This is a genomic window from Acidobacteriota bacterium (assembly GCA_016703965.1).
Taxonomy (GTDB): Bacteria; Acidobacteriota; Blastocatellia; order Pyrinomonadales; family Pyrinomonadaceae; genus OLB17.
Genome location: JADJBB010000021.1, coordinates 18,172 through 44,126, shown reverse-complemented (window position 1 = coordinate 44,126; position 25,955 = coordinate 18,172). Strand labels below are relative to the sequence as shown.

General features: G+C 52.8%; 17 protein-coding genes. All 17 read left to right on the top strand.

The features are described 5' to 3' along the window. Window positions 1–128 precede the first annotated feature (128 nt). On the top strand, window positions 129–695 hold the full coding sequence (locus IPG22_07625; GenBank protein ID MBK6588147.1) for a DUF2202 domain-containing protein: 567 nt from the start codon (window positions 129–131) through the stop codon (window positions 693–695). Window positions 696–1,275: 580 nt separating this feature from the next. After that, on the top strand, window positions 1,276–1,743 hold the full coding sequence (locus IPG22_07620; GenBank protein MBK6588146.1) for a DUF302 domain-containing protein: 468 nt from the start codon (window positions 1,276–1,278) through the stop codon (window positions 1,741–1,743). A gap of 68 nt (window positions 1,744–1,811) precedes the next feature. Continuing rightward, window positions 1,812–2,513: a ZIP family metal transporter gene (locus IPG22_07615; GenBank protein ID MBK6588145.1), complete on the top strand. Its 702-nt coding sequence runs from the start codon at window positions 1,812–1,814 to the stop codon at window positions 2,511–2,513. A 47-nt stretch (window positions 2,514–2,560) separates the two neighbouring features. Next, window positions 2,561–2,794 carry a TM0996/MTH895 family glutaredoxin-like protein gene (locus IPG22_07610; protein MBK6588144.1) on the top strand — a complete coding sequence of 78 codons (234 nt, stop codon included), beginning with the start codon at window positions 2,561–2,563 and terminating at the stop codon, window positions 2,792–2,794. Between the two features lie 3 nt (window positions 2,795–2,797). Then, the gene (locus IPG22_07605; protein ID MBK6588143.1) at window positions 2,798–3,775 is read left to right on the top strand and encodes a permease; all 978 of its coding nucleotides are present in this window, start codon (window positions 2,798–2,800) and stop codon (window positions 3,773–3,775) included. A gap of 65 nt (window positions 3,776–3,840) precedes the next feature. After that, window positions 3,841–5,151 (top strand): T9SS C-terminal target domain-containing protein, encoded by a 1,311-nt coding sequence (locus tag IPG22_07600; protein ID MBK6588142.1) that lies wholly within the window; start codon window positions 3,841–3,843, stop codon window positions 5,149–5,151. 243 nt (window positions 5,152–5,394) lie between these two features. Beyond that, the gene (locus tag IPG22_07595; protein ID MBK6588141.1) at window positions 5,395–6,999 is read left to right on the top strand and encodes a TolC family protein; all 1,605 of its coding nucleotides are present in this window, start codon (window positions 5,395–5,397) and stop codon (window positions 6,997–6,999) included. A gap of 11 nt (window positions 7,000–7,010) precedes the next feature. Beyond that, on the top strand, window positions 7,011–8,210 hold the full coding sequence (locus IPG22_07590) for an efflux RND transporter periplasmic adaptor subunit (GenBank protein MBK6588140.1): 1,200 nt from the start codon (window positions 7,011–7,013) through the stop codon (window positions 8,208–8,210). 4 nt (window positions 8,211–8,214) lie between these two features. Next, the gene (locus IPG22_07585) at window positions 8,215–11,481 is read left to right on the top strand and encodes an efflux RND transporter permease subunit (GenBank protein ID MBK6588139.1); all 3,267 of its coding nucleotides are present in this window, start codon (window positions 8,215–8,217) and stop codon (window positions 11,479–11,481) included. A 192-nt stretch (window positions 11,482–11,673) separates the two neighbouring features. Beyond that, the gene (locus IPG22_07580; GenBank protein MBK6588138.1) at window positions 11,674–12,597 is read left to right on the top strand and encodes a sulfide/dihydroorotate dehydrogenase-like FAD/NAD-binding protein; all 924 of its coding nucleotides are present in this window, start codon (window positions 11,674–11,676) and stop codon (window positions 12,595–12,597) included. A 28-nt stretch (window positions 12,598–12,625) separates the two neighbouring features. After that, the gene (gene gltA, locus IPG22_07575; GenBank protein MBK6588137.1) at window positions 12,626–14,113 is read left to right on the top strand and encodes an NADPH-dependent glutamate synthase; all 1,488 of its coding nucleotides are present in this window, start codon (window positions 12,626–12,628) and stop codon (window positions 14,111–14,113) included. A 2-nt stretch (window positions 14,114–14,115) separates the two neighbouring features. Next, on the top strand, window positions 14,116–16,014 hold the full coding sequence (locus IPG22_07570) for a 2-oxoacid:acceptor oxidoreductase subunit alpha (protein MBK6588136.1): 1,899 nt from the start codon (window positions 14,116–14,118) through the stop codon (window positions 16,012–16,014). After that, window positions 16,011–17,003: a 2-oxoglutarate oxidoreductase gene (locus IPG22_07565; GenBank protein MBK6588135.1), complete on the top strand. Its 993-nt coding sequence runs from the start codon at window positions 16,011–16,013 to the stop codon at window positions 17,001–17,003. Before IPG22_07570 ends, IPG22_07565 begins: the two co-directional genes overlap by 4 nt. 9 nt (window positions 17,004–17,012) lie before the next feature. Then, window positions 17,013–19,196: a ferredoxin gene (locus IPG22_07560; GenBank protein ID MBK6588134.1), complete on the top strand. Its 2,184-nt coding sequence runs from the start codon at window positions 17,013–17,015 to the stop codon at window positions 19,194–19,196. A 315-nt stretch (window positions 19,197–19,511) separates the two neighbouring features. Next, the gene (locus IPG22_07555) at window positions 19,512–21,965 is read left to right on the top strand and encodes a glycoside hydrolase family 95 protein (GenBank protein ID MBK6588133.1); all 2,454 of its coding nucleotides are present in this window, start codon (window positions 19,512–19,514) and stop codon (window positions 21,963–21,965) included. 34 nt (window positions 21,966–21,999) lie between these two features. Then, complete coding sequence (locus IPG22_07550; protein MBK6588132.1) at window positions 22,000–24,234, top strand: S9 family peptidase; 2,235 nt, start codon at window positions 22,000–22,002, stop codon at window positions 24,232–24,234. A 5-nt stretch (window positions 24,235–24,239) separates the two neighbouring features. Then, on the top strand, window positions 24,240–25,814 hold the full coding sequence (locus IPG22_07545; protein ID MBK6588131.1) for an L-serine ammonia-lyase, iron-sulfur-dependent, subunit alpha: 1,575 nt from the start codon (window positions 24,240–24,242) through the stop codon (window positions 25,812–25,814). Window positions 25,815–25,955 lie beyond the last annotated feature (141 nt).

Below are 25,955 nucleotides of genomic sequence, written 5' to 3'. Positions count from 1 at the left end.
GTATTATTCAAGATACAATCTTCCGCTATTAGGAAAACGTTCCGGTTTCAAGAATATCTCCCTTACGACGTACGTTGCTATACTTTATAATTATATAGTAATATTAAGCTGTAAGAATGGAGAAGATTATGAAAACACTATTAGTGATATTGACAACAACACTTCTTTTTATTGGATGCTCAACCGCAAAGACCGAGGTGCGTGATACTGCGGTAGATTTACCAACAAATACGGTAGTTCAGGGCTCAGAGTCCGACAAGCTGGATGAGAAAACTCAAAAGGCTCTAGTTCTGGCGCTGGATGACGAACGACGGGCTCAGGCGACCTATCAAGCGGTCCTGAACAAATTCCCCGGAGCCCGTCCTTTTATTAACATCATCGAGGCCGAGAAAACTCATGAGGCACTTCTGCTTCCATTGTTCGCCAAATACAGGGTTGATGTGCCTAAGAACGAATTCGATCCGGCAAAGATCGCGGTTCCGAGTGGATTAGCCGAATCTTGCAAGGTCGGTGTCACTGCAGAAAACGAGAATATTGCTCTGTATGACGAGTTCCTAGCGTTTGTGAAGGAATCCGATATCAAGGAGGTATTCGTTCGCCTTCAAAGAGCGTCTCGAGAAAATCACCTGCCTGCCTTCACGCGTTGTAGCGAAGGCGGAATGGGTAATGGGAAAGGACGAGGGCGGCCATTCTAAGGAGATAGGTACTATGTATGAACTATTGATAATTGCCGGCATATTTGGCTTCTGGCTTTTGCTGCAGCTGGTGATCCTGCCAAGACTCGGCTACAGCACCTGAATGAGAGGTGCATGTGACGTCGAGTCTCGGCGTACTAGATCAAATTCGAAGTTAAATGAAGATAAGATCGCCCCACAGGATAACTACAAATAGCGAAAGGAGGTTGTTATGGAAAGATCAGAGGTTCTATGCAAAGCGTTCGATTCGGCGGACGGATCCGAATTCTGGCGATACCCATCGCATAAAGTTCTTGGTGTTTTCTCTGAACCCGATCAGGTATCCGGTCTAATAACGGGTCTGAAAGAGGCTGGACTCCACGATGATAAGATCGTTGTGTTTTGCTCGCGAGACGGGGAAAAGGAAATTGACTTCACGAATGAGAAGCACGGATTTTGGGCGTCACTTGTCCAATATTTTTTGGCATTGAGCGCGGAGCACAGTTATCTGGAGTATTACCAGAAGGAACTTCACGCCGGACACTTCCTTGTCGGAGTCGTAGTTTCCGATCGCGAGCAGAAGACGGCGGTTTCCGACCTGATGCATAAAAATGGCGGTCAACGTATTACGTATTTTGGCTCCTGGGTGATCGAAGAGATCGCAAATAAGACTGAACACGAAGAAAGCGGATATGCATTTCGGAGGAATGTCGACGGTTCGTTCGCGTCCGTTCTTGAACGGACGAAAAACGGCCTGAAGGACGAGGGGTTCGGCGTATTGACCGAGATCGACCTGAAGGAGAAATTCAAAGAAAAGCTCGACATCGATTTTCCCGGCTATGTCATCCTCGGCGCCTGCAATCCTTCATTGGCGTATCAGGCTCTCGAAGAGGAGATCGAACTCGGACTTCTATTGCCCTGTAACGTTGTTGTTTACGAGAAGGACGGCGAAACCGTTGTCGCGGCCATCGATGCAAGGAAAATGCTCGCGGTGACTGACAATCGAAAGCTCGATAGCTTTGCCTTGTCTGTGAATGAAAAATTGCGGCGAGCGATCGACAGTATTTGATAGGCACTTCTCAACATATGCCAAGCGGCTTAGAAATTTTTCTGTGGATCCTGGCAAGCGGGATCCTGATGAGTGCGATCGCACTGGTCGGCAGTGGAACGTTCTTTCTGCTGGGCGAACGGCTCGAAAAGTTTCTCTTGCCGCTCGTTGCTTTTTCGGCCGGTGCCCTTATCGGAGGGGCGTTTTTTCATTTGATCCCGGCAAGTTTAGAGAAAGCAGGGATCGATCTTACCGTATTTATCTGGGTGCTTGCGGGATTTTCTCTATTTTTTGCCATCGAGCAGTTTTTGCACTGGCATCATTGCCGAAGAGCTGAGACGGCCTGCAAAAAGCCATTAACCTACCTGATCCTCATCGGCGACGGTGTCCACAATTTTATCGACGGGATGGCGATTGCCGGCACTTTCCTATTGGATGTTCGATTGGGAATGGCCGCATTTTTAGCGGCGGCGCTGCATGAGTTACCGCAAGAGTTGGGTGACATGAGTGTCCTTCTGTATGGCGGCTGGTCGAAGCGTCAGGCCTTGGTATTCAATTTCCTTTCTTCATTGACGTTTTTCGGCGGTGGGCTTCTTGTATTCGCGGTTTCGTCACAATTTGACGTATCTTTCCTGATACCGTTCGCTGCCGGGAATTTTCTTTACATCGGTGCCTCGGATCTTATACCTGAAGTCAATAAGCACGAAAGCCTGATTGCTAATATCAAGCATTTTGTTTCGTTTATCATCGGCCTGGGACTGATGTTGGTGGTGAAGGTAATACTGGAATAAGAAACAAATTCGTGACCTTGAAGTTCGAAAAAGTAAGGAGCAAAAAAATGAGAACAATTAAGATCCTCGGCACGGGTTGTGCCAAATGCAAACAAACCGAAGCGGTTATCCGCGAAACACTCGACGAAATGGGAGTTTCGGCAAATGTTGAAAAGATCGAAGACATCCAGCAAATAATGGCCTACGACGTGATGTCTACGCCTGCGGTTGTTTTGGACGAGAAGGTGATGATTCGCGGGAAAGTGCCGAGCAAGGATGAGATCAAGGCAATGTTCGCCTAACCAATGTTTGATTGGCTGCAACATATCGCCGATTGGCTGATCTACAGCGTTTTCGGTATCGAAAAAGGATCCCACCTTGGCGATGCCCTGAATTTTTTCGTCTACGATACCGTCAAGATCCTGATCTTGCTCTTTGTTATCACGTTCATAATGGGCATCGTTAATGCCTATTTTCCGGTCGAGAGAATTCGTTCTTTTCTCTCTCGAAATAAACTTTACGGGCTCGAATATCTTTTTGCATCGATCTTTGGGGCGGCAACTCCGTTTTGTTCCTGCTCTTCGGTTCCTCTCTTCATTGGATTTGTGAAGGGCGGAATTCCGCTCGGCGTGACGTTTGCTTTCTTGGTTACCTCGCCGCTTGTAAACGAAGTTGCGGTCGCGGTTTTACTCGGTTCTTTCGGATTGAGGACTACTATAATTTATGTGGCAACGGGCGTTTTGCTCGGTGTCGTTAGCGGCTTGATTCTATCCGTTTTGAAACTTGAATACCTTTTGACGGATTGGGTGAGGGATATCTGGGAAAAGGCCGAAGCTGAACGCGAAGCATTTCTCGGCGAACGAAAGACCTTTTTACGGCGAATTCCCGACATTGCCAAAGAAGCCTTCGGGATCGTGAAAAGCGTTTTTCCCTTTGTTTTGATCGGTATCGGAATAGGTGCGGCGATGCACGGTTACATTCCGGAGGGTTTTTTTGAAAACTACATCGGGAAAGACACATGGTACGCGGTGCCACTTGCCGTCATTCTGGGAGTTCCAATGTATGCAAATGCGAGCGGGATCGTGCCTATTATTCAGGTTTTCGTCAGCAAGGGAATTCCCATCGGAACTTCGCTTGCATTTATGATGGCGGTCGTCGGGCTTTCGATCCCTGAAGCGCTACTGCTCAAAAAAGTGATGACAGTAAAACTGATCGCCATATTTTTCAGCGTTGTTACCATTTGCATCGTCTTTTCGGGTTACCTTTTCAACTGGGTATTATGAAATCGAAACTACATTATTCTTTGTTCCTTTTAGGCTTGCTTTTGTTTTTTACTATAGGCAGTTTTATGGCCTGCGCCCAGGTTTTAAGTAAGAATCAGATAACGACTGCGAATTCAGTCGGTAACGGTTATTCAATATCTCTAGAGCCTTTTGTTATTGGCGGTTTTACGGGACTGCAATCATTTGCCGCGGGACAACTAGATGGTAAGTGGTTGCTGATCGGCGGACGAACCGACGGGCTTCACCGAATGCAGCCGTTCGCGTCATTTGCGGAAAGCGGGAACAATACAAATATCGTGGTAATCGATCCCGAAGCCAAGCAGATTTGGAGCTCAAAGGTCAGTGATCTGCCGCCCGCTCTGAATGAGCAACTGCAATCTACGAACATGCAGTTTATTCAGCGTGGCAAAACACTCTACCTGATCGGCGGTTATGGTTACAGCCGGACGACAGGTAACCACGTCACTCACAACAAATTAACAGCCGTGAAAGTTGATTGTTTGATCCTGGCTGTCCAAAAGGGAACGTCAATTGCCCCGTGTTTTCGACAGATCTCAGATCCTGCTTTCGCCGTTACCGGCGGACAGATCGGGAGAATTGGCGAAACATACTACTTGGTCGGCGGTCAAAAATTCGACGGGCGATACAATCCGATGGGGCCAGACCACGGACCCGGCTTTTCTCAGCAATACAGCAATCAAATAAGAAAATTTCGGATAAAGGACGATGGCGTTTCTTTGGCCGGCGAAATTCTCCCTGGCGTGACGGATCAGGTAAATCTGCACAGGCGAGACTTCAATATGCTCCCTCAGATCTTTCCGAACAATATTCCCGGCTTTACAGTATTTTCTGGCGTTTTCCAGGTCGGTGCCAATTTGCCCTATACAAATACGGTGGATGTTTTCGGTGACAAACATACGGTAAACGGTTCGTTCACCCAGTATCTCAATCACTATCATTGCGCAAAGGTTGCCTTGTACGATGCGGAAGATCAGAAGATGGAGAATATTTTCTTCGGTGGGATCAGCCAATATGAAGAAAATGCAGGAACTCTAATTAGCAACAAAGACGTTCCTTTTACTCGAGTGATAGCTAAGGTCAGTCGCGAAAAGGATGGGAAAATGATCGAAACAAAGATCGCGGATCTACCTGAATACTTGGGAGCTGGAGCGGAGTTTTTGGTCAATTCAAACTTGCCGACGTATGAAAATGAGATCGTGAAGGTCAACGAGGTCAAGGCTGACCGCATTTTGCTCGGACATATTATCGGTGGGATCCACAGCACGCAAAAGACCGTTTTTTTCAGTAATAGCGGACGAGAGAGCAGAGCAAACAACGCTATTTACAAGGTGTGGCTGACCAGACTAACCAAATAGAACCGCAAGATCTTTCCTCGATAGCTGTCAACTAAATTCTATCAACCCTAGTTTGCAAATTGATATCTGCAAGCATTCATCTTTCGCAACGTACTCATCATCCTCATTGGCAGCAGCCTTTTTCAGCTATTCATTCTGCGATCGGATTCCAATCGTTTTGACCTTGACACTCGCCACCCAATAGGACTATATTACTATATAGTAATTTATGGATTGGGTTTCAATTCGGTTCGAGGTGACGATATGACGATAGGAAAAATGATAGATCTGATAGCAGGTGTATTTGTATTTGCGAGTGTTGTACTCGGCTTTTGGGTCAGTCCGTACTTCTTCTATTTTACGGGCTTTGTCGGTCTTAATTTGGCGCAGTCGGCAATTACGGGCTGGTGCCCGATGATGACGATACTGAGAATGGCGGGTGTTAAAGAAGCTTCATCAAACACTTTTTTGTTGCGAGCTATTATGTTCACCCATCCATCAAATACCAACTTTCGTGTCCTGCCATCTTTTTTGTTCCTGTTGGCCTTGCTGCTCATTTCAGGATCAGAGATCTCGGCTCAGAGCATTTTCCCGCCAAAACTGGCTCTCACGGATGCTGTTGAAAAGGCTCTGGCTACAAACCCACAAACAAGGATCTCGGAGTCCCGGTTGAAGATAGCGGATCTGAAAATAAAAGAAACGAAAACCGGAAAGCAGCCATTCGTGCAGTTTAGCCAGTCGGTCATTCGGAGCAACAATCCAGTATTCGTTTTTGGCTCTCTGCTCGAACAGGGGCGGTTTGGTACGTCAAATTTTGCGATCGACTCGCTTAATAATCCCAAGGGACTCACAAATCTTCGTTCGCTGGTCAGCGGCTCAATGCCATTATTCGACCAATATCAGACTAAGGCTCGGGTTGAGCTTGCGGCCACGGCAAAGAGTCAGGCCGAACTGCAGGCTGAGGCAGTCCGGCAGCAGTTGCGCTTTGATGTGGTCCGTAACTTTTACGGTGCGGTCCTCGGCAAGGAAATGCTAAGGGTTAGTGAAGAGGCTGTCAGGTCAGCTGAGGCTAACCGCAAGAAGACGAAAGATATGGTTGATGTCGGTATGACGACGGACGCTGATTTTTTGGCGGCCGAGGTCGAACTCGCAAACGCCGGGCAGCAGAAGCTGGAGGCAGAGAGCCAACTCACCGTAACCACTGCAGCATTAAACTTGCTGCTGGGAGACAAGCCGGAATTCCAGCGCGAGATCATTGGGGATCTTCAGGAAAAGTACTTCCCCGTAGACGATCAGGATGAGTCGATCCGTGTTGCCCTCACCAACCGGCCTGATTATTTAAGCTCAGAACTCAGTATTAAAAACTCAAAGCGACAGACCAAGGCGGTTAAGGACCTCAAGCTTCCGAAGGTTGATGCTTTCGGTAATTTTGGCTACAGCTCACCCTATATTGCGAATGGCAGTACGGATTATACGGTTGGGGTAAGCCTGACGTACACACTTTTTGACGCAGGCCGCAAGGCTAGGAACGAGCAGGCGGCCGAGGCTGAAACGCTTGCAGAAAGCGAAAGAAGTGTATTGGCAAATCAGATCAGCCTCGGCGTAGTAAGAGCGTTTCAGGACCATAAGACGGCAAAGGCAAAGATCCAGGTTTCGATCAAGAGCATAACTCAGGCAGAAGAAAGCCTGAGGATCGTCCAGGACCGCTACAAGTTTGGATTGACAACTTTTAACGAGGTGATCAGATCCGAGTCGGCCTTGGTCCGGGCGAAACACAACCTTTTGACAGCGCGGTATGAATATTATGTCTCGTATGCGTCCTTGCTGCTGGCGACGGGACGGCTGACAGACACACGGCTTTTTGAATAGACGGTGAAGGTATGAAAACGAAAATTGCATTGATAACGGCGACTGTGACGTTCGCCATCCTTACCGCCTCGTGCAGCAAGGAAAAGGTCCCTGACGCAGAAATGCCGGCGGCGGCCGAAGTGAAGAACGTAACGATCGTAAAGGTATCGCGTTCGTCTATCGAGGATTTTTACGAAGCTACAGGCACCGTCAAGGCTAAAACAACGACTCAGGTTTCGGCTAACATGATGGGCCGTATCATTTCGTTCCCGGCGGCTGAGGGAGACACTGTTTCCCGCGGCCAGGTACTGGTTGAGATCGATAACAGTGAGAGTAAAGCTCAACTTGCAAGAGCTCAGGCCGCACTGAAAGAGGCTCAGGCATCACTCGTTGAGGTAGCACGTTCGGTTGACAGTGCCAATGCCGGTGTACGGACAGCCGAGGCAAATAAGCAACTCGCGGAGAAGACATTCGCCAGATATAAGGAACTGTACGAACGTCGTTCCGCAAGCGCACAGGAATTTGATGAGGCTCAATCGCGGTTGAGCGCGTCAACCTCAGAACTCGAACGCGCTCGTGCGAATGTGCAGACGATACTCTCAAAGAACAAGCAGATAAACGCCCGGATCGATCAGGCGAAAGCTGAGATCGCGAATACACAGGTTTATGCAGGCTATTCGAAGATCGTTTCGCCGGTTTCGGGAATTGTGGTTAAGAAGTTCGCCGAGGCCGGGGCGACCGCAGCTCCCGGAACGCCACTTCTATCGATAGAGGACAATTCGCAGTACCGGCTTGAAGCCGCCGTCGAGGAATCGCGTTCGCGATCGATCCGTGTTGGCGGGCGCGTATCTGTGCGGATCGATGCTCTCGGCGAAGGCGAATTTATATCCACGATCGCCGAGATCATGCCAACTTCCGATGCAGCGAGCCGCAGCTATACAGTCAAGATCGATCTGCCGTCAAATCCGGCGTTAAGGACCGGGCTTTACGGCCTCGCAAGGTTCCCGATCGCACAAAAGGAAGCAATTACATTACCTCAAACGGCGATCGTGCAGCGCGGCCAATTGACTGGTGTCTATGTGGTCGGAGGCGATGGGAAGGTTCAGTTCAGGATCGTTACCACAGGTAAAACATCTGAGGGAATGACTGAGATATTGTCGGGCGTCAATGAAGGCGACGAGATCGCAAACTCTGAAATCGAGAAACTGAGCGACGGCACAAAGGTCAGGTAAGAAAATGAAAGATCTCGGCATCGCAGGCAAACTCGCCAAAGCATTTATCCAGTCAAAGCTGACCCCGCTGATCATTGCAGCGTCCGTTTTGCTCGGTATCGGCGCCGTCGTCATGCTGCCGCGCGAAGAGGAACCGCAGATCATCGTACCGATGGTCGATGTAATGGTGCAGATGCCCGGGGCTTCGTCCGACGAGGTCGAGCAGCGTGTGACCAAGCCGATCGAAAAACTGCTGTGGGAGATTCCTGGTGTCGAGTATATATATTCAACTTCATCGCCCGGAGCTTCGATCGTTATTGTGCGGTTCAAGGTCGGACAGAATGAAGAGGATGCACTCGTCCATCTCAATCAAAAGCTGTTTTCCAACGTCGATCAAACTCCGTTCGGAGCCTCATCACCGCTTGTAAAACAGCGTTCGATCGACGATGTGCCGATCCTAGCCCTGACATTGTCGAGTGCAGATCACGATCATTTTTTGCTCCGGCGGGTTGCAGCACAGGTCAGCGACCAAATAAAAGAAGTAACAGATGTCTCCGATGTGCAGATCATCGGCGGACAGCGGCGGCAGGTCCGCGTTTTGCTGGACGACGCAAAAATGGCGTCCCGTAATATCGCGCCAGCCGCCATTATCCCGATGCTGCAGCAGTCTAACCAGCAGCAGGTATCGGGAAATTTCTCATCGCAAAACCGCGAAGTCCTTGTCGAGACGGGCAATTTTTTGGCGACCGCTGACGATGTCAGCAGCGTGGTAGTTGGTGTTTTTGGCGACCGGCCAGTGTTCCTGCGTGACGTAGCATCGATAGTGGATGGGCCGGAAGAGCCGGCGGACTACGTTATGTACGGCGAACGCGGTACAAACGGCGTCGATCCGGCGGTCACGATCGCAGTTTCAAAAAGAAAAGGCACAAACGCGATCGAGATCGCGGACAAGGTCCTCGCTAAGGTCGCGTCGCTTAAAGGAGCTTCGATCCCCAATAATATTCGGGTTACAGAAACGCGAAATTACGGCGAGACCGCCGCCGAAAAATCGAATGAACTGCTCCTGCATATGCTGATCGCCATCGCGTCGGTTTCGGTGCTGATCATGCTGGCACTCGGGATTCGCGAATCGGGCATTGTGGCGATCGCCATACCGGTGACCTTAGCTTTGACGCTCGCCGTCTTTTATTTTTACGGCTACACGCTCAATCGCATAACTCTTTTTGCACTCATATTCTCGATCGGCATTTTGGTCGACGATGCCATAGTTGTGGTCGAAAATATGACGCGCCATTACAATCTGCCCGAAAACAAGGGGCGGCCGCTTGTCGACATCGCGGTCGCCGCAGTTGACGAAGTTGGTAACCCGACGATCCTCGCGACCTTTGCAGTAATGGCGGCGATCCTGCCGATGGCGTTTGTCGGCGGGTTGATGGGGCCGTATATGAGGCCGATACCGATCGGTGCTTCAGCGGCGATGGTATTTTCGATGCTTGTAGCCTTTGTCGTAACGCCATGGGCGAGCCTGAAAATGCTCAAGCGTGACGTCAAACACGAACACGGAAAAGAGGGCTATACGACCCGACTCTATCGAAAGGTGATGAACCGCATCATCTGTCGGCCGGAGTGGCGTTACGTTTTTCTTGGGGGCGTAGTCTTTCTGCTGCTCGCGTCAATGTCTTTGGTCGCTTTGAAGGCAGTCAAGGTCAAGATGCTGCCGTTTGACAACAAGAGCGAGTTTCAGGTGATCGTCGATATGCCGGAGGGCTCGACGCTCGAACAGACGGCAGCCGCTACCCGCGAACTCGCAGGATTCGTCGGCACGATGCCCGAGGTTGTCAATTATCAGATGTACGTCGGCACATCGGCGCCATACAATTTTAACGGCTTGGTCCGTCACTATTTCCTGCGTCGAGGATCAAATGTCGCGGATATTCAGGTCAATCTACTTTCGAAAGATGAACGCTCATTGCAAAGTCACGACATTGCAAAACGTGTTCGCCCCGCCTTGCAGCAGATCGCACAGAAATATGGTGCGAACGTCAAAATAGCCGAGGTTCCGCCCGGCCCGCCAGTTCTTCAGACCATAGTTGCCGAAGTTTACGGCCCCGCCTATGAAAGACAGATCGAGATCGCCCGGAATATACGCGACATCCTTGAACAAACCGACGGCGTCGTTGACGTCGATTGGTATGTAGAGGATAACCAGACAAAATACAGCCTTAAGATCGACAAAGAAAAAGCAGCAATGAACGGCATAACCGCCGAGCAGATAACCCAAACGATGCGTGTCGCCGTGGACGGTATGAATGTCGGCCTGCTGCATCTGCCGAACGAAAAGGAAGACGCATACATTAACCTTCGCCTGCCGAAAGCCGACCGCTCAAGCATCGCCGATATTCAGAGCATAAAGGTTGTAGGGAACCGCGGAAATCTAGTTCCGGTCTCAGAACTCGTAACAGTTCAGGAACTAAAGAACGACAAGAGTATCTATCACAAGAATCTGATGCCGGTCGTATACGTCACCGCAGACGTTGCCGGTGCCATCGAAAGTCCTGTGTATGCGATCCTGGGACTGAACGAAAAGGTGGACGCCATGAAGCTGCCTGAGGGCTATGCACTCGAACGCTATGTCGCATCGCAGCCATTCCTGACCGACAAGTATTCGATGAAATGGGACGGCGAATGGCACATCACCTACGAGGTCTTTCGCGATATGGGTATCGCCTTTGCCGCGGTGATGGTGCTTATCTACATTCTCGTCGTCGGCTGGTTCCAGTCGTTCAAGACGCCGCTTACGATAATGGCAGCGATACCATTTTCACTCGTCGGTATCTTGCCCGCCCACGCTCTGATGGGAGCATTTTTCACTGCCACATCAATGATCGGCTTTATTGCGGGAGCCGGGATCGTGGTTAGAAATTCCATAATTCTCGTCGATTTCGTTCAGCTTAGAATGTCCCACGGGATGCCGCTGATCGAGGCTGTTGTCGATGCCGGAGCTGTTCGGTTCCGTCCGATGCTGCTAACGGCGGCGGCGGTGATCGTTGGATCATCCGTTATGCTGTTCGATCCGATCTTTCAGGGGCTCGCCATTTCATTGATGGCAGGAGAAGTTGCGTCGTTATTGCTCTCGAGAATGGCAGTACCCGTTCTCTTTTATTTAAGTGAACGTAAGGCCCACCCTGGAACATCAGACGGCACTTCCGATCAATGTCCTACCGATCCCAGTTCGCAAGCCCTCAGTGATGTCTTGGAGCCCGGGGTGTCTGGGGATAACGATGCCGAGTGACTCGCGTGGAAGCAGCCAAAGGCGTGAAAAATCTCGCACCTGTCCGCCAACTTCTCAGAAGTTACTGCACGGGTGAACAGATGTTCTAGCGCATGTCCCCTATTTTTCCTCGTAAAAACAAACATTATCGCTACGCTGGTATTTGGCACGTTGGTTGCGGAGTAATTCATCTGTTGACTAAGTTTGTTCTCAATGAGAACGAAACGGAACAAGAGGAAAACCGTGAACGATACATTGATCGACCCATTCGAGATAGTGAGACGTGAGGATTATTCCGACGTAACCTACATGCTCGAAGTCCGCCACCCGATGATGGCCCGTGCCGCCCAGCCAGGCCAATTTGTCATCGTTATGTCACACGCTGATGGCGAGCGTATCCCACTTACTATTGCAGATTTCGATCGTGAGAAAGGGACGATCACGCTCGTCATTCAGGCGGTCGGTAAGACGACGCTCGAGATGCAGCAGACTTGTCAGGTTGGCACATCCCTGTACGGAATGGCGGGCCCGATGGGAATCCCAAGCCATCTCAGCGACGCCAAAAAGGTCGTGTGCGTCGGCGGCGGCCTTGGTGTTGCCCCCGTCTATCCGCAGGCACGTGCCTGGAAAGAACACGGAGCTTACGTCATTGGCGTGCTCGGCTTTAGGAATCAGGACCTCGTCTTTTGGGAAAACAAGTTCCGTGCGATATGCGACGAACTTATCATCTGCACCGACGACGGTTCTGCGGGTATCAAGGGATTTGTTACCGACGGTATCAAACTCGCTCTGGAAAAACACCCCGACATCGAGGAATTCGTCGCGATCGGCCCGCCGGTAATGATGAAGGCAAGTGCCGAAGCCACACGGCCGTCAGGCGTTAAGACGATGGTCAGCCTCAACCCGATCATGGTCGACGGAACCGGTATGTGCGGTGGATGTCGCGTGAAGGTCGGCGAAGTGGTCAAATTCGCGTGCGTCGACGGGCCCGATTTCGACGGCCACCAGGTCGATTTCGACGACCTTATGGTGCGGCTGCGGCGTTACAAAGAGGAAGAAAAGGCGGCGACCGAGCGTTGGTCGGAAACGTGCAGAATGCGGAATGTTGGCGGCGAAGTGATCGCCTTTCCCGAATGAGATTTTACAGTCACGGAGTTAGGTCCAGATGGCGAAGAAGCGGACAGTTAGAAGTATTCCACAGGAGCGGACGCCGGTCCGCGAACTCGACCCGGTCGTGCGGGCGACGAATTTCGAAGAGGTGAATTGCGGCTACACCGAACCCGAGGCCATCCTTGAATCAACACGCTGCCTGTTTTGCCCAGAACCGAAATGCATCGACGGCTGCCCAGTGAACATAAACATTCCGGCTTTTATTCAGAAGATCGGCGAGAAGGATTTTCGCGGTGCGTACGACGTTATCACCGGAACGAACCTGCTACCGGCAGTCTGCGGACGTGTTTGTCCCCAGGAAAACCAATGCGAAGGCGTGTGCGTCGTCGGTGAGAGCCTCATTCCGGTCGCTATCGGCCGTCTTGAGAGATTCGTTGGCGATCTCGCGATCCAAAATAACTGGGTGAATCTGCCTTATATAGAACCAACTGTGTTCAGGATCGGTATCGTCGGCTCCGGCCCTGCCGGAATGGCATGCGCCGCTGACATGGCGAAAGCCGGCTGCAAAGTAACGGTATTTGAGGCGTTCCACGAACCGGGCGGCGTACTTCGGTATGGAATTCCGGACTTCCGGCTGCCGAATACAGTTGTCGATGCCGAGATCGAAAAGTTAAAACAGCTTGGCGTGAAATTTGAATGTAATACGCTTGTCGGCCGGCTCTTCACGATCGAGCAGATGATCAAGGAGCTAGGGTTCCACGGCGTATTCATAGGAACCGGTGCCGGATATCCGACGATGCTCGGTATTCCCGGCGACTCGCTCAATGGTGTGCTTTCGGCAAACGAACTTCTGACACGCTGCAATCTGATGAAGGCGCGTGAATTTCCGAATGTCGACACGCCGCTGCCGCTTGGCAAGCATGTTGTCGTCGTTGGAGCGGGAAACACAGCGATGGACGCACTTCGTGTCAGCAAACGCCTCGGTGCCGAGAATGTCACATGCGTTTATCGCCGTTCGAAGGCAGAGGCGCCGGCTCGCGCCGAGGAAGTCCACCACGCGGAGCAGGAGGGGATCGAGTTTCACTGGCTCAGCAACCCGGTCGAGATCCTGGATGACGGCGAAGGCTCGGTTTACGCGATGCGATGCATCCGGATGGAGCTTGGCGAACCGGACGACTCGGGACGCAGACGGCCGGTTGCCGTTCCCGGAAGCGAATTTGAGATCGAGACCGATCAGGTAGTATTCGCGATCGGCACGAACGCCAATCCGATTATCGGCCAGACTTCAAAACTTAAGCTCAATAAATGGGGCTACATCCAGACGGACGAAAACTTAATGACGTCGATGGCGGGCGTTTTTGCCGGCGGAGATATTGTTACAGGTGCGGCGACGGTGATCGAAGCAATGGGTGCTGGCCGAAAGGCAGCCCGGGGCATGAAAGAGTATCTCGGAATTAGGGACGTCGGGCGTTCAGATCGGAAGGAAACGCTGTTCGGCATTGACGTTCGCGAACATAATTTTACACGAGTAAGGGCGGCATGATCATGGCATTAGATGACGGCATAAAACCCAACGAACCGGCCGCGAACGGCAATCACGCAAATCGCGTTTCTGCCAGGCTGAAGGAACACATCGTTGAGATCATTAGCGATTCGGGTGAGGGAGCACAAAAATGCGGCCAGTCATTCGGCTCGATCGTTGCTCGAACGGGCCACGGTGTTTGGACTGTTGAGATCATACCTGCCGAGATCCGTCCGCCGGCACGCAGCGTTGCCGGAGCCAGCGGCAATCGTATCCGTTTCGGTGAAAAACGAGTCACGAACGGCGGTAATGAAACAGATCTGGTGGTCGCGTTCAACGAACAGGTCCTTCTAGGCCGCGTAGTATCAAAAGAATTGAAGCCCGGCTGCACAATTCTTCTTGAATCGATGTGGCGGGACGATCCAAATCCGAGCATCAAGAGATCCTACATTGAGACTTACGATCAACTCGTCGCTGCCGGCTATCGGGTCTACGAGATCCCGATGGAGAACGAGTGCCACAAGCACGTCGCTGACTCCAGAAAGGGCAAGAATATGTTCGCTCTCGGTATGCTGTGCAGCTGCTACAGCCTCGACCTGCAGATCGCACGTGAACAGGTCGCTCTTACCTTCGGTAAGAAATCAGCAAAGGTGGTCAGTACAAATATCCAGCTGCTTGAGGCTGGCTTTGCCTGGGCAGAAGCAAATCTGGATTTCAGGTACGAGATACCATCTTCGAAAGCAACAGAACCTCAAATAGTCGTGAATGGTAACACGGCTCTTGCTCTCGGCGTGCTTGCGTCGGGCATGGAAATTTGTGCGATGTACCCGATCACGCCGGCGACTTCCGCGTCGCATTATTTAAGCGATGCGTTTGAGAAGGTCGGCGGCGTTGTGCATCAAGCTGAGGACGAGATCGCCGCGTGCGCTTTCGCGATCGGCGCCTCCTATGCAGGAAAGTGTACGGTGACGATAACATCCGGCCCCGGATATTCGCTGAAACAAGAGGCCATCGGTTTGGCGGTCATGGGTGAGATCCCACTCGTCGTTGTAAACGTAATGCGCGGCGGACCAAGCACGGGCCAACCGACGAAGACCGAGCAGGGCGACCTGATGACAACGATCTTCGGCAGCCATGGAGACGCGCCAAAGGTAGTGATCGCTCCCGGAACTATCGAGGAGTGTTTCTACTCCGTTATCACTGCACGCAAGATCGCGGAGACCTTCAACATGGTCGTCGTGATCCTGTCGGATGCAAATCTCGCGACTTCTCAGGCACCATTTACACGGCCGTCGTTTGACGAGGCATGGATGGCACCGCCGATCGACCAAAGTGCCGTTCCGGCAGGTGCAAAACCTTACGATTGGGATCCGAAAACCGGACTTGCTCGCCGCTTCATACCGGGACAGCCGGGCGGAATGCACACGCTGACCGGACTCGCACATGACGTAAACAGTCACGTCGCATACGATCCTGAGATCAATCAGCAGGGAATGCGGGCGAGAAGCTTGAAGCTTGCCGCATTACAGAAGACGCTGCTTCCGCCAACTGTCTTTGGCGATCCGACCGGCGATCTACTCGTTATCGGTTGGGGAAGCACGAAGGGCGCGATCGAAGAAGCTGTCGAGGAATTTCGCGAAGAGGGAAAGCGGGTTTCGTCGCTCCACCTGACATTCATTCAGCCGATGCCACCCGGGATCAAAGAGATCCTCGCCGGATTCAAGAAGATCATCACGATCGAAAACAACTGGAGCGACGATCCTAACGACGAGATAATCGACGAGACCAATCGGCGGTATTCCGCTCTCGCGATGCTGCTGCGGGCACGATATCTCTTCGACATAGATTGCTGGAGCGAGTGCCGCGGCACGCCGCTCAAACCGAACACCGTCCGCCGCGTGATACTGGAGGCACTTTCATGAAAGCCGCGACTCAAACCATTAGCGCAAGCGAGTGCTTGCTCCGCATGTACGAAGAACATCATGAGATCGAGGATTACCAGAAAGGCGTTCCTCGATGGTGTACCGGCTGCGGAGACAACGCGATCCTGACCGCCGTCCAGCGACTCTGCCGTGACGAGGGTTTGCTGCCGGAAAAGACGGTGTTCGTGTCCGGCATCGGCTGCTCTAGCCGTCTGCCGCACTACATGAACACATACGGTTTTCATGGCATTCACGGCCGTGCACTTCCCGTTGCCGAAGGTGTGAAGCTCGCACGTCCGGAACTTGACGTTTTCGTAAACACCGGCGACGGTGACTGCTGCAGTATCGGTGCCGCCCATTGGATTCACGCAGTTCGGTACAACATGGACCTGACCATGATGCTCCATGACAACCAGATCTATGGCTTGACGAAAAAGCAGGCGTCGCCGACTTCGCCAATTGGAACAAAAAGCAATACGACACCTCGAGGTTCATATCTCGAAGCTCTCAATCCGCTGACAGTCACGCTCGGAATTTCAAATGTTTCATTTGTCGCCCAGGTCGTGGACTGGATACCTGAGGTGCTCTATCAGGTGATTTCCGCCGCATACCATCACAAAGGATTTTCATTTATTCGTATCGTGCAGCGTTGCCCCGAGTGGCTTCCCAAACAGATGGATCCGTGGATGCATGACCCGCAGCGTGTCCTTCTTCTGCATCACGAAAACGGCCTCGAGATCAGCCCGTCGCTTGCAAAGGTCTACACAAAGATGGAGGAACACGACCCGTCAAACATGAACCGTGCTCGTGAGATCGCATCGAGCGACGACCCGATCCCGGTCGGCATCCTTTATCGTGATGAGGACGTTCCGTGCTACGAAGACCTTAGGCACGATCCGCGGCTTCGGACGACGGAGATGGTCAAGCGCGGACTTGAAGCTGAATTAGATAAATTCACAGTGTGGCCGGAGGGAGCGCAGCCCGCTTAAGACGACAAAATGCAAGCGAAATTCCAAGATCAGATAGCGTTTTATCTTACCGGCCGCCGAGAGGGCTCAAAGCTGCAGCCGCTTGACGGATCGTTTCGCCCGGCGCTTTTTGCCCGTGTCACAGACCTTAGTTCGCTGCGATATGACTATCCGTTGGTCCTCAACGACAACGCGGCGCCCGGCCGTTCGCTTCTTTCTCTTAGCCATCTCGTTGATGACGCAGTTGAGTCACTGGGCGAGAATGCAGATCGCGATCGGATCGCTCGCCACGGCTACAAATTAGAGGCCGAATTGCGAAAGGAATTAACCTCCCTCGGCTCCGGCGACTTCGGTCAGATGTGGAATGAAGCAACCGCACGAATTTCGAATAATGGCGATCCTGCGATAGAAGATTCAGCCAAAAGGCTTTGGACACATTTTGACGCAAGCGGAGCGTTAGTGGACGCAGACGAAGAGCTTGCATCTCGTGCGATCTATCATGCTTGGCATTCGGTTCAGGTAAGCAAGGCAAAATTGTTTCGTCAAAAAGCAGAACGGCTGCTGCAAAGGCTCCGCGACATTCTCGAGGCCGAAGTAGTCGGCTCGGCCGTCGGGCGTGCTCCTGACCGGCTGAGGGCAGGCGTCGGATCTGCATTTGCGTCGACATTCGATTTCAATGCGTTTTCGCGGCTTCTCGTCGAAGCAAAGCCAAGTTTCGAGCTCTCGTTGGAACGTCGAACACGGATCGAAGACCTCATTGAAGTCCTGGAAAGGCAGCGGTTCTTTCCGATCGGAAACAACGTGAATGAGGCCTACTCGTTTGCGTTCTTCAAGTGCTCGGATGCTCTCGACGCGTACACCGAGCGGCACGACGAAGCCGTAGAATTACTGAAAACGCTTGCGATCGGCGACCTTGAAACAAAGGGCGAATACCGCGAATCGGTTCACGATGTTCTCTTTGACGGCTTTGGTGCGAGCGGCCTCGATGCCGAAGAACTTGCCGTGCTGCCGGACTATTTTGTCTGCACGGATGCCGGAACGCTCGATGCCGCTGAGACGGCGCAAATGGTTGAGCTTCTCGCCGCTGGATTGCCGATCAAGGTACTTGTCCGAACGGACGACGTTCTTGAGCCCTCAAAGGTAGCCGAAGGTCACGTAGCATTGGGCTTGCGCGCCCGCCAACTCGTTAACACCGCGATCGGATTGACTGATGTTTTCGTATTTCAGTCTGGTGCATCGCAACTTTTCCGGATGCGAGAATCGCTTCTTCGGGGACTGTCGTACGACGGTCCGGCGCTTTTCAGCATATTTTCGGGAGCGACCAGGCACAACTCTGACGTGCCGCCTTATTTAGTGGCGGCGGCGGCGATGGAGTCACGTGTATTTCCGGCCATCGTCTACGACCCGTCTGCCGGGTCCGACTGGGCGACGCGGCTTGCGGTCAGTGAGAACCCGAGTCTCGACGACGATTGGCCAATGCACAAGTTTCTATTCGAGGACGAATCGTTACAGGCCGAAACGGAGGATCTGGCTTTTACGCTCGCGGATTTTATGTCGATGGACGATCGTTTCTCCGGACACTTTGCGATCGTCCCGGCCGAAGACTGCAGCGACGATCTGATCCCGGTCCCGCAGGCCTTAGAAGCACCCGGCACCGGCATGCCGAGTGAAGTGCCGGTTGTTACGCTCGTTAATTCAGATGGCCGCATCCAACGCGCGATCGTCGATGACCGATTGCTGCGCGAAACTCGGCGATGCCTCACAATGTGGCACAGCCTGCAGGAATTAGGCGGAATCCATAATTCGCACGCGGAGCGTTTGTTGGCGAAAGAACTCAAATCTCGCTCGACCGAAACGGCTGCGAAGGCACAAACCGTCGAGGTTCCAAAAGCCGAAGCCACCACCGCACCGGAACCCGTTGCCGCCGTTGTCGCCACGATCGTCGAACCCGCCGCGGAAGACCACGGCGACGATCCGTACATTGAAACGGCACGGTGCACATCATGCAACGAATGCACGAACGTCAACCCGCGAATGTTTGCCTACAACGCTGAGAAGCAAGCGTATATAGCCGATCCCGACGCCGGAACTTATCGCCAATTAGTCGAAGCCGCCGAGGGATGCCAAGTCTCGATAATTCACCCCGGAAAGCCCCGCAACCTAAAGGAGCCGGGCGTAGAAGATCTGATCAAACGAGCCGCCGAATTTAATTAAATGTAAGTCTATCTCAGGGCCATTCCTGAGTTCGAGATGCTCGGCCCGACGCAGGATATATCCGTGCGTTTGCCGGGTAAAGCATTTCCGTAAGTGCAAGTGCCATAGTCTACGAACGAATCGATCCGGCATGTTTACGGAATTGATCACGATCCGCTTTTTGGAGTTGTTTCTTTTCCGGTTGATGTAACTGTATATAATGGTCAATATATCGAAGAGGTTCCAACACTATACTTTCAATAGCAAGTTTGTTTTATACGTCTAATACGCGTATGGAATCGCAAAAGAATAACAGATCGTAAGAGGGGAAATCGTATGAGGATCTGCCGGTTTATTCTCGTTTCGTTTATATTTACCGCGTCCATCGCAGCGCAGAACGGGCAGCCAGGTGCGGGCTCAGGGGTTAATCGGTTTGATCCTTCGAACTATATATGGTTCTCGATTCCTGCGGCAAAGTGGGACGAGGCCCTGCCTGTGGGAAACGGCAGGCTAGGCGCGATGATCTTTGGCGGGATCGCCGAGGAACGCCTTCAGCTCAATGAGGACACATACTGGTCCGGCGGGCCGTACTCGACGGTGGTCAAGGGTGGCTACAAAGTACTGCCTGAGATACAGCGGTTGGTTTTTGCCGAACGCTACCTTGATGCACACAACCTATTCGGCCGAAATTTGATGGGCTATCCGGTCGAGCAGCAAAAATACCAGAGCCTCGCCAATCTGCATCTGTTCTTTGACCACGGTAAGGACGCGAAGGATTACCAGCGGTCGCTCGACCTCAAGACCGGCATATCAACGACCACGTACACCGCAAACGGCATTACCTACAAACGCGAGGTGATAGCCTCGGCGCCGGATCAGGTGATCGCGGTCAGGCTGACGGCCGACCGGCCGGGAAGTATTACGCTGACCGCAAATCTTCGCGGCGTGAGGAATCAGGCTCATTCCAATTACGGGACAGACTATTTCCGGATGGATGCGGTCGGGCAGGACGGCCTGGCGGTCACGGGCAAGTCGGCTGACTACCTCGGTGTCGCGGGAAAGCTGAGGTACGAAGGCCGACTAAAGACCGTTGCGGACGGCGGTACGGTCAGGACGAACGGCGTCGATCTGCGGATCGAAAAGGCCGACGCCGTAACGCTCTATTTCGCGGCGGCGACGAATTTTGTCGATTACCGCGACGTCAGCGGCGATCAGCACAAGCGGGTTGAGGACTATTTGAGTAATGTGAACGGAAAACGCTACGAGACCGTCAAGGCCGCGGCACTGTCGGACTACAAAGCTTTCTACGACCGTGCTTCGCTTTCACTGCCGACGACTGAAACCTCAAGCCTGCCGACGAACGATCGCAAGGAAAAAGCCCAAACCTCGCCCGATCCGAGCCTGGCGGCTCTAGCATACAATTTCGGGCGATACCTGTTGATCTCATCATCGCGGCCGGGCACGCAGCCGGCGAACCTGCAAGGCATCTGGAACGACGACCAGAATCCGGCGTGGGACTCGAAATACACGACCAACATTAACGCTCAGATGAACTACTGGGCGGTCGATTCGGCAAATCTGTCGGAGCTCGGCACGCCATTCTACAAAATGATCGGGGAGCTGACCGATCAGGGCTCGCAGGTCGCCCGCGAGCATTACGGCGCCGGCGGCTGGGTGTTTCACCAAAATACCGACATTTGGCGAGTCGCGGCACCGATGGACGGCCCGAGCTGGGGCACATTCACTGTCGGCGGGGCGTGGCTGACGACGCATTTGTGGGAGCACTACGAGTATTCGCAGGACAAGGCGTTTCTTGCCGAGAATTATCCCGTGATGGAGGGCTCGGTGCAGTTCTTTATGGACTTTCTCGTAAAGCACCCGAACGGTAAATGGCTGGTCACGAATCCGTCGACATCACCCGAGAACTTCCCAGACGGCGGCGGCAACAAGCCGTATTTTGACGAGGTCACCGGCAGCCGCATTCCCGGCACGACGATCTGTGCAGGTTCGTCGATCGATATGCAGATCCTGCATGATCTATTCGGTTACTATTTGAAGGCGTCAGAGATACTTGGCAAGAGTTCGCCGCTTGTTGACCGCGTTCGAGAGGCAAGGGAGCAGCTTGTGCCGCCGCAGATCGGGTCGGACGGCTCGCTGCAGGAGTGGGCGGACGATTGGCGTTCGCTCGAGAAAAATCATCGTCATTTTTCTCATCTCTACGGGCTTTATCCCGGCCGTGTGCTGTGGGACAAGCGGACGCCAGCACTGATCGACGCTTACAAAAAGGTGCTGAACGAACGCGGTGATGGCGGAAAGGGCTTTTCGATGGCTTGGAAGATGGCGTTGTGGGCGCGACTCAGCGACGGCAACCGTGCAAATAAGATATTCAAGAACTATCTGAACGAGCAGAGCTGTTCGCAACTGTTCGCACTGTGCGGCAAGTCGCTGCAGGTCGACGGCTCACTGGGTATGACCGCCGCGATCACGGAAATGCTCATGCAGTCGCAGGACGGCGTCATCAACCTACTGCCGGCGTTGCCCGACGAATGGCCGAGCGGCGAATTTCGAGGGGTGAGGGTCCGTGGCGGGTTTGAACTGGACTTTCAGTGGGCCAACAAACGGATCACGCAGATAAAAGTAATCTCGAAAGCAGGGGGCACTTTCCGCTTGAAAACCGATTCGGCATTAAATTTAAGGGCAAATGGTTCCCAGCGATCATTGTCGCCGAAAGACGGTATCATCGAATTGCCGACGTTAAAGGGCGGGGAATATTTGCTGCGGCTGCTATAGACCTGGCGGAAGACACAATCTAAACTCTAAAAACATGAAGATCAGAGCAATTATCATCGCAAGCATTTTGCTATCCATCGTTGCGGCATTCTCGCTGCCGGTGCGGGCACAGGACAACGCACTAACGCTCGAGAATATTTACGCGAACCGTACCTTTCGATCGAAGGGCTTCGGGCCTGTGCGGTGGATGAGGGACAGCAAGGGTTACTCGACGGTCGAGACCGACAAGGACACCGGCGGCCAGGAGATCGTGCGTTACGACGCTCAGTCGGGCGAGCGTTCGGTGCTGGTGGCGGCAAAACAGCTCATTCCCGCAGGAGCACAAAAGCCGCTCGGGATCGACAACTACGAGTGGTCTGACGACAACGCCCGTATGCTGATCTTTACGAATACGAAGAAGGTCTGGCGCTATAACACACGCGGCGATTATTGGGTGCTCGATCTCAAGAGCGGCAAGCTGCAGCAATTGGGCAAAGGTTTGGATGAAAGCACGCTGATGTTTGCTAAATTCTCGCCCGACGGCACGCGGGTCGGCTATGTTAGCAAGCAGAACATTTACGTCGAGGACATCGCGACCGGCAAGATCACGCAGATCACGGCGGACGGCGGCGGCAACATCATCAACGGCACTTTCGACTGGGTCTATGAAGAAGAACTCGATTGCCGCGACGGTTTTCGCTGGAGCCCGGACGGCAAGACGATCGCCTACTGGCAATCGGACACTAAGAACATTGGCACGTTCTACCTGATCGACAACGTATCTGATATTTATTCGAAACCGATACCGCTTCCCTATCCAAAGGTCGGCACCAAGCTCTCGGCGGTCAAGGTCGGCGTAATTCCAGCCGCAGGCGGCGCGACGAAGTGGTTCGACATACCCGGCGATCCAACAAACAACTACATCGCCCGCATGGAGTTCATCCCGAATTCGAACGAGCTGATGATCCAGCAGTTGAACCGCCTGCAGAACACCAACAAGGTCTGGATCGGCGACGCGGGCAAGCTGACGCTAAACAATATCCTGACCGAGACGGATGAGGCGTTTCTCGATGTTCACGACAATATCCGCTGGCTCGACGGCGAGAAGTATTTCACCTGGACCAGCGAACGCGACGGCTGGATGCACCTTTACCGCGTTTCGCGCGACGGCAAGGAGATCAGACCGATCACGAACGGCGATTTCGACGTGGTCAATATCAACTGCATCGATCCGGCCGGCGGTTATGTCTATTACATCGCGTCGCCGGATAGCTTTATCGACCGCTATCTGTACCGCAGCCGTCTCGACGGTACAGGCAAGGCCGAACGTGTCACGCCGCCCAATACGCCGGGACATCACTCGTATCAGATGTCGGCGGACGCGAAGTGGGCGATCCACACTTACAACAATGCGACCACGCCGAACAGGATATCGCTCGTGTACGTTCCCGATCACAAGGAAACAAAGTTGATGGAGGACAACCGTGAGCTAAAAGCAAAATACGACGCCCTCGGTGTGAAGCCCAAGGAGTTCTTTAAGGTGGATATCGGTGACGACAAGCTCGATGCTTATATGATCAGGCCGGCGAACTTCGACCCGGCCAAGAAATATCCGCTGCTTTTCTATGTTTACGGTGAGCCGGCCGGCACGACTGTCCAGAATAACTGGGACGGCGGAGAAGGGCTGTGGCATCAATATCTTGCCCAGAAAGGCTATGTCGTCGTCAGCGTCGATAACCGCGGAACGCGGACGCCTCGCGGGCATAAGTGGCGGCAGTCGATCTACGGTCAGATAGGCATACTTGCGTCTGAAGATCAGAGCAAGGCGGCGAAGAAGATCCTTAGCACCTACCCGTTCCTCGACCCTGCGAGAGTCGGTATGTGGGGCTGGAGCGGCGGCGGGCAGATGACGCTTAACTGCATGTTCCGCTATCCGGACATCTACAAAACAGGCATCGCGGTCTCATTTGTCTCCGACCAAAAGCTCTATGACGCTACATATCAAGAGCGTTACATGGGCCTGCTGGATACCAACGCGAAGGGCTATTTTGACGGCTCACCGATCAATCACGCCAAGAATCTAAAGGGCAACTTGATGATCATCCACGGAACCGGCGACGACAATGTTCACTATCAGAGCTTTGAAATGCTGGTTAACGAATTGATCAAAAATAACAAGCTGTTCACGATGATGTCGTACCCGATGAGGTCTCACGGTATCAGTGAGGGAGCGAATACGACGCTGCATCTGCGGCGAACCATGGAGAAATATTGGTTAGCTAACCTCTAATAGAGATGACGACATATCCTAGTATCTTCAACGACGTGATCGGCCCGGTAATGCGCGGGCCTTCGAGTTCGCACTGTGCGGCTTCACTGCTAATTGCCCGGCTGTGCCGCGACCTGATGGGCGGGCGGATCGATAACATCCTCATCGAATTCGACCCGAACGGATCTCTAGCTACAACCCACAAAGACCAGGGCTCTGATATGGGCTTGTTTGGTGGCTTTCTGGGTTGGGACGCCGACGATGAGCGTTTGCCGGAATCGGAAAAGCATATCGCCGATGCCGGGATATCAGTCTCTATCGAGATCGTCGATATTGGGGCTGCTCACCCGAACACATATAAGATCACACTTTCAAATTCTGTTGAAACACGCCGACTGACAGCGATCTCGACTGGCGGCGGGATGATCGAGGTTACGGAGATCGACGGAGCTCCCGTGTCGATGGCGGGCGACTATTTTGAGACTCTGATCTACACCACATCACCTGAAGAAGTTCGAAAATTAGTGATGGATCGCATCCGACACGAATACGTTGAGGTGCATGCCGGAGAGATGGGGTTTGTCGAGATCAAATCACGCGAATTCCCGGCGGCCGAAATCGTCGACGAACTGCTTGCGCGGCTGGATGTCATGTTTATCAGAAAGCTTGAGCCAGTATTGCCAGTGCTCGCACGCCGGGAACTGTTTGTGCCTTTCGAAAGCTGCGAAGAAATGCTGGCCTTCAATGACGGAAAGGATTTTTCCCTGTGGGAGTTAGCGGCCGAATACGAAAGTGCCCGGGGTGGGATCTCAAAGGCCGAGGTTTTCGAAAAAATGCGTGCGATCGTTCAGATAATGGGCAGTGCGATCAAGACCGGACTTAAAGGAACAGAATACTCAGACCGAATTCTTGGCAGCCAGTCGCTGCAGATGAGGGAACAACTTGATAGCCGGAACCTGATCGGCGGTGATGCAAATAACACCATAATTATGTACGTGTCGGCGACGATGGAGGTAAAGAGCTCAATGGGTGTGGTAGTAGCTGCACCTACTGCCGGTTCGTGCGGAGCTTTGCCTGGTGCTGTTTTCGGCGTCGCAGAATCGCTCGATCTGTCCGAAGATGATGTCGTGAAGGCGATGCTTGCTGCCGGTATTATTGGCGTATTCATCGCATCGCGAGCGACCTTTGCGGCCGAGGTCGGCGGCTGTATGGCTGAAACGGGCTCCGGCGGCGGCATGGCGGCGGCAGCGATTGCTATGATGGCCGGAGGTACTCTTTCTCAATCGATCGGTGCGGCATCGTTAGCCTTGCAGAATTCGCTCGGACTGATCTGCGATCCCATCGGTAACCGCGTCGAAGCTCCTTGCTTAGGGCGAAACGTCATGGCAGCTACTAACGCGGTTGCCTGTGCGAACATGGCTCTGTCGAACTATGAGCACCTGATCCCGCTCGATGAGGTGATCGATACAATGAAAGAGGTCGGCGACCGGATCCACAACACACTTCGATGCACGAATCTAGGCGGGCTTTCAATCACAAGTACGGCTAAAAAGATCGGCGAAACACTATCTGAGCAACAAGCATTTTTCAAGAGCTGCTAAAGCATTCCCCCACGGATTCTCGAGAGTCTAACAACGAATGCGACGAGAATCCCGGGCATCGCATTCGATATAAACGCGATATCAACGAGCCTTGCCCTTCGGCCGAACAAGGTTGCAGCTTGAAGTTAAAAGCGATCGGTT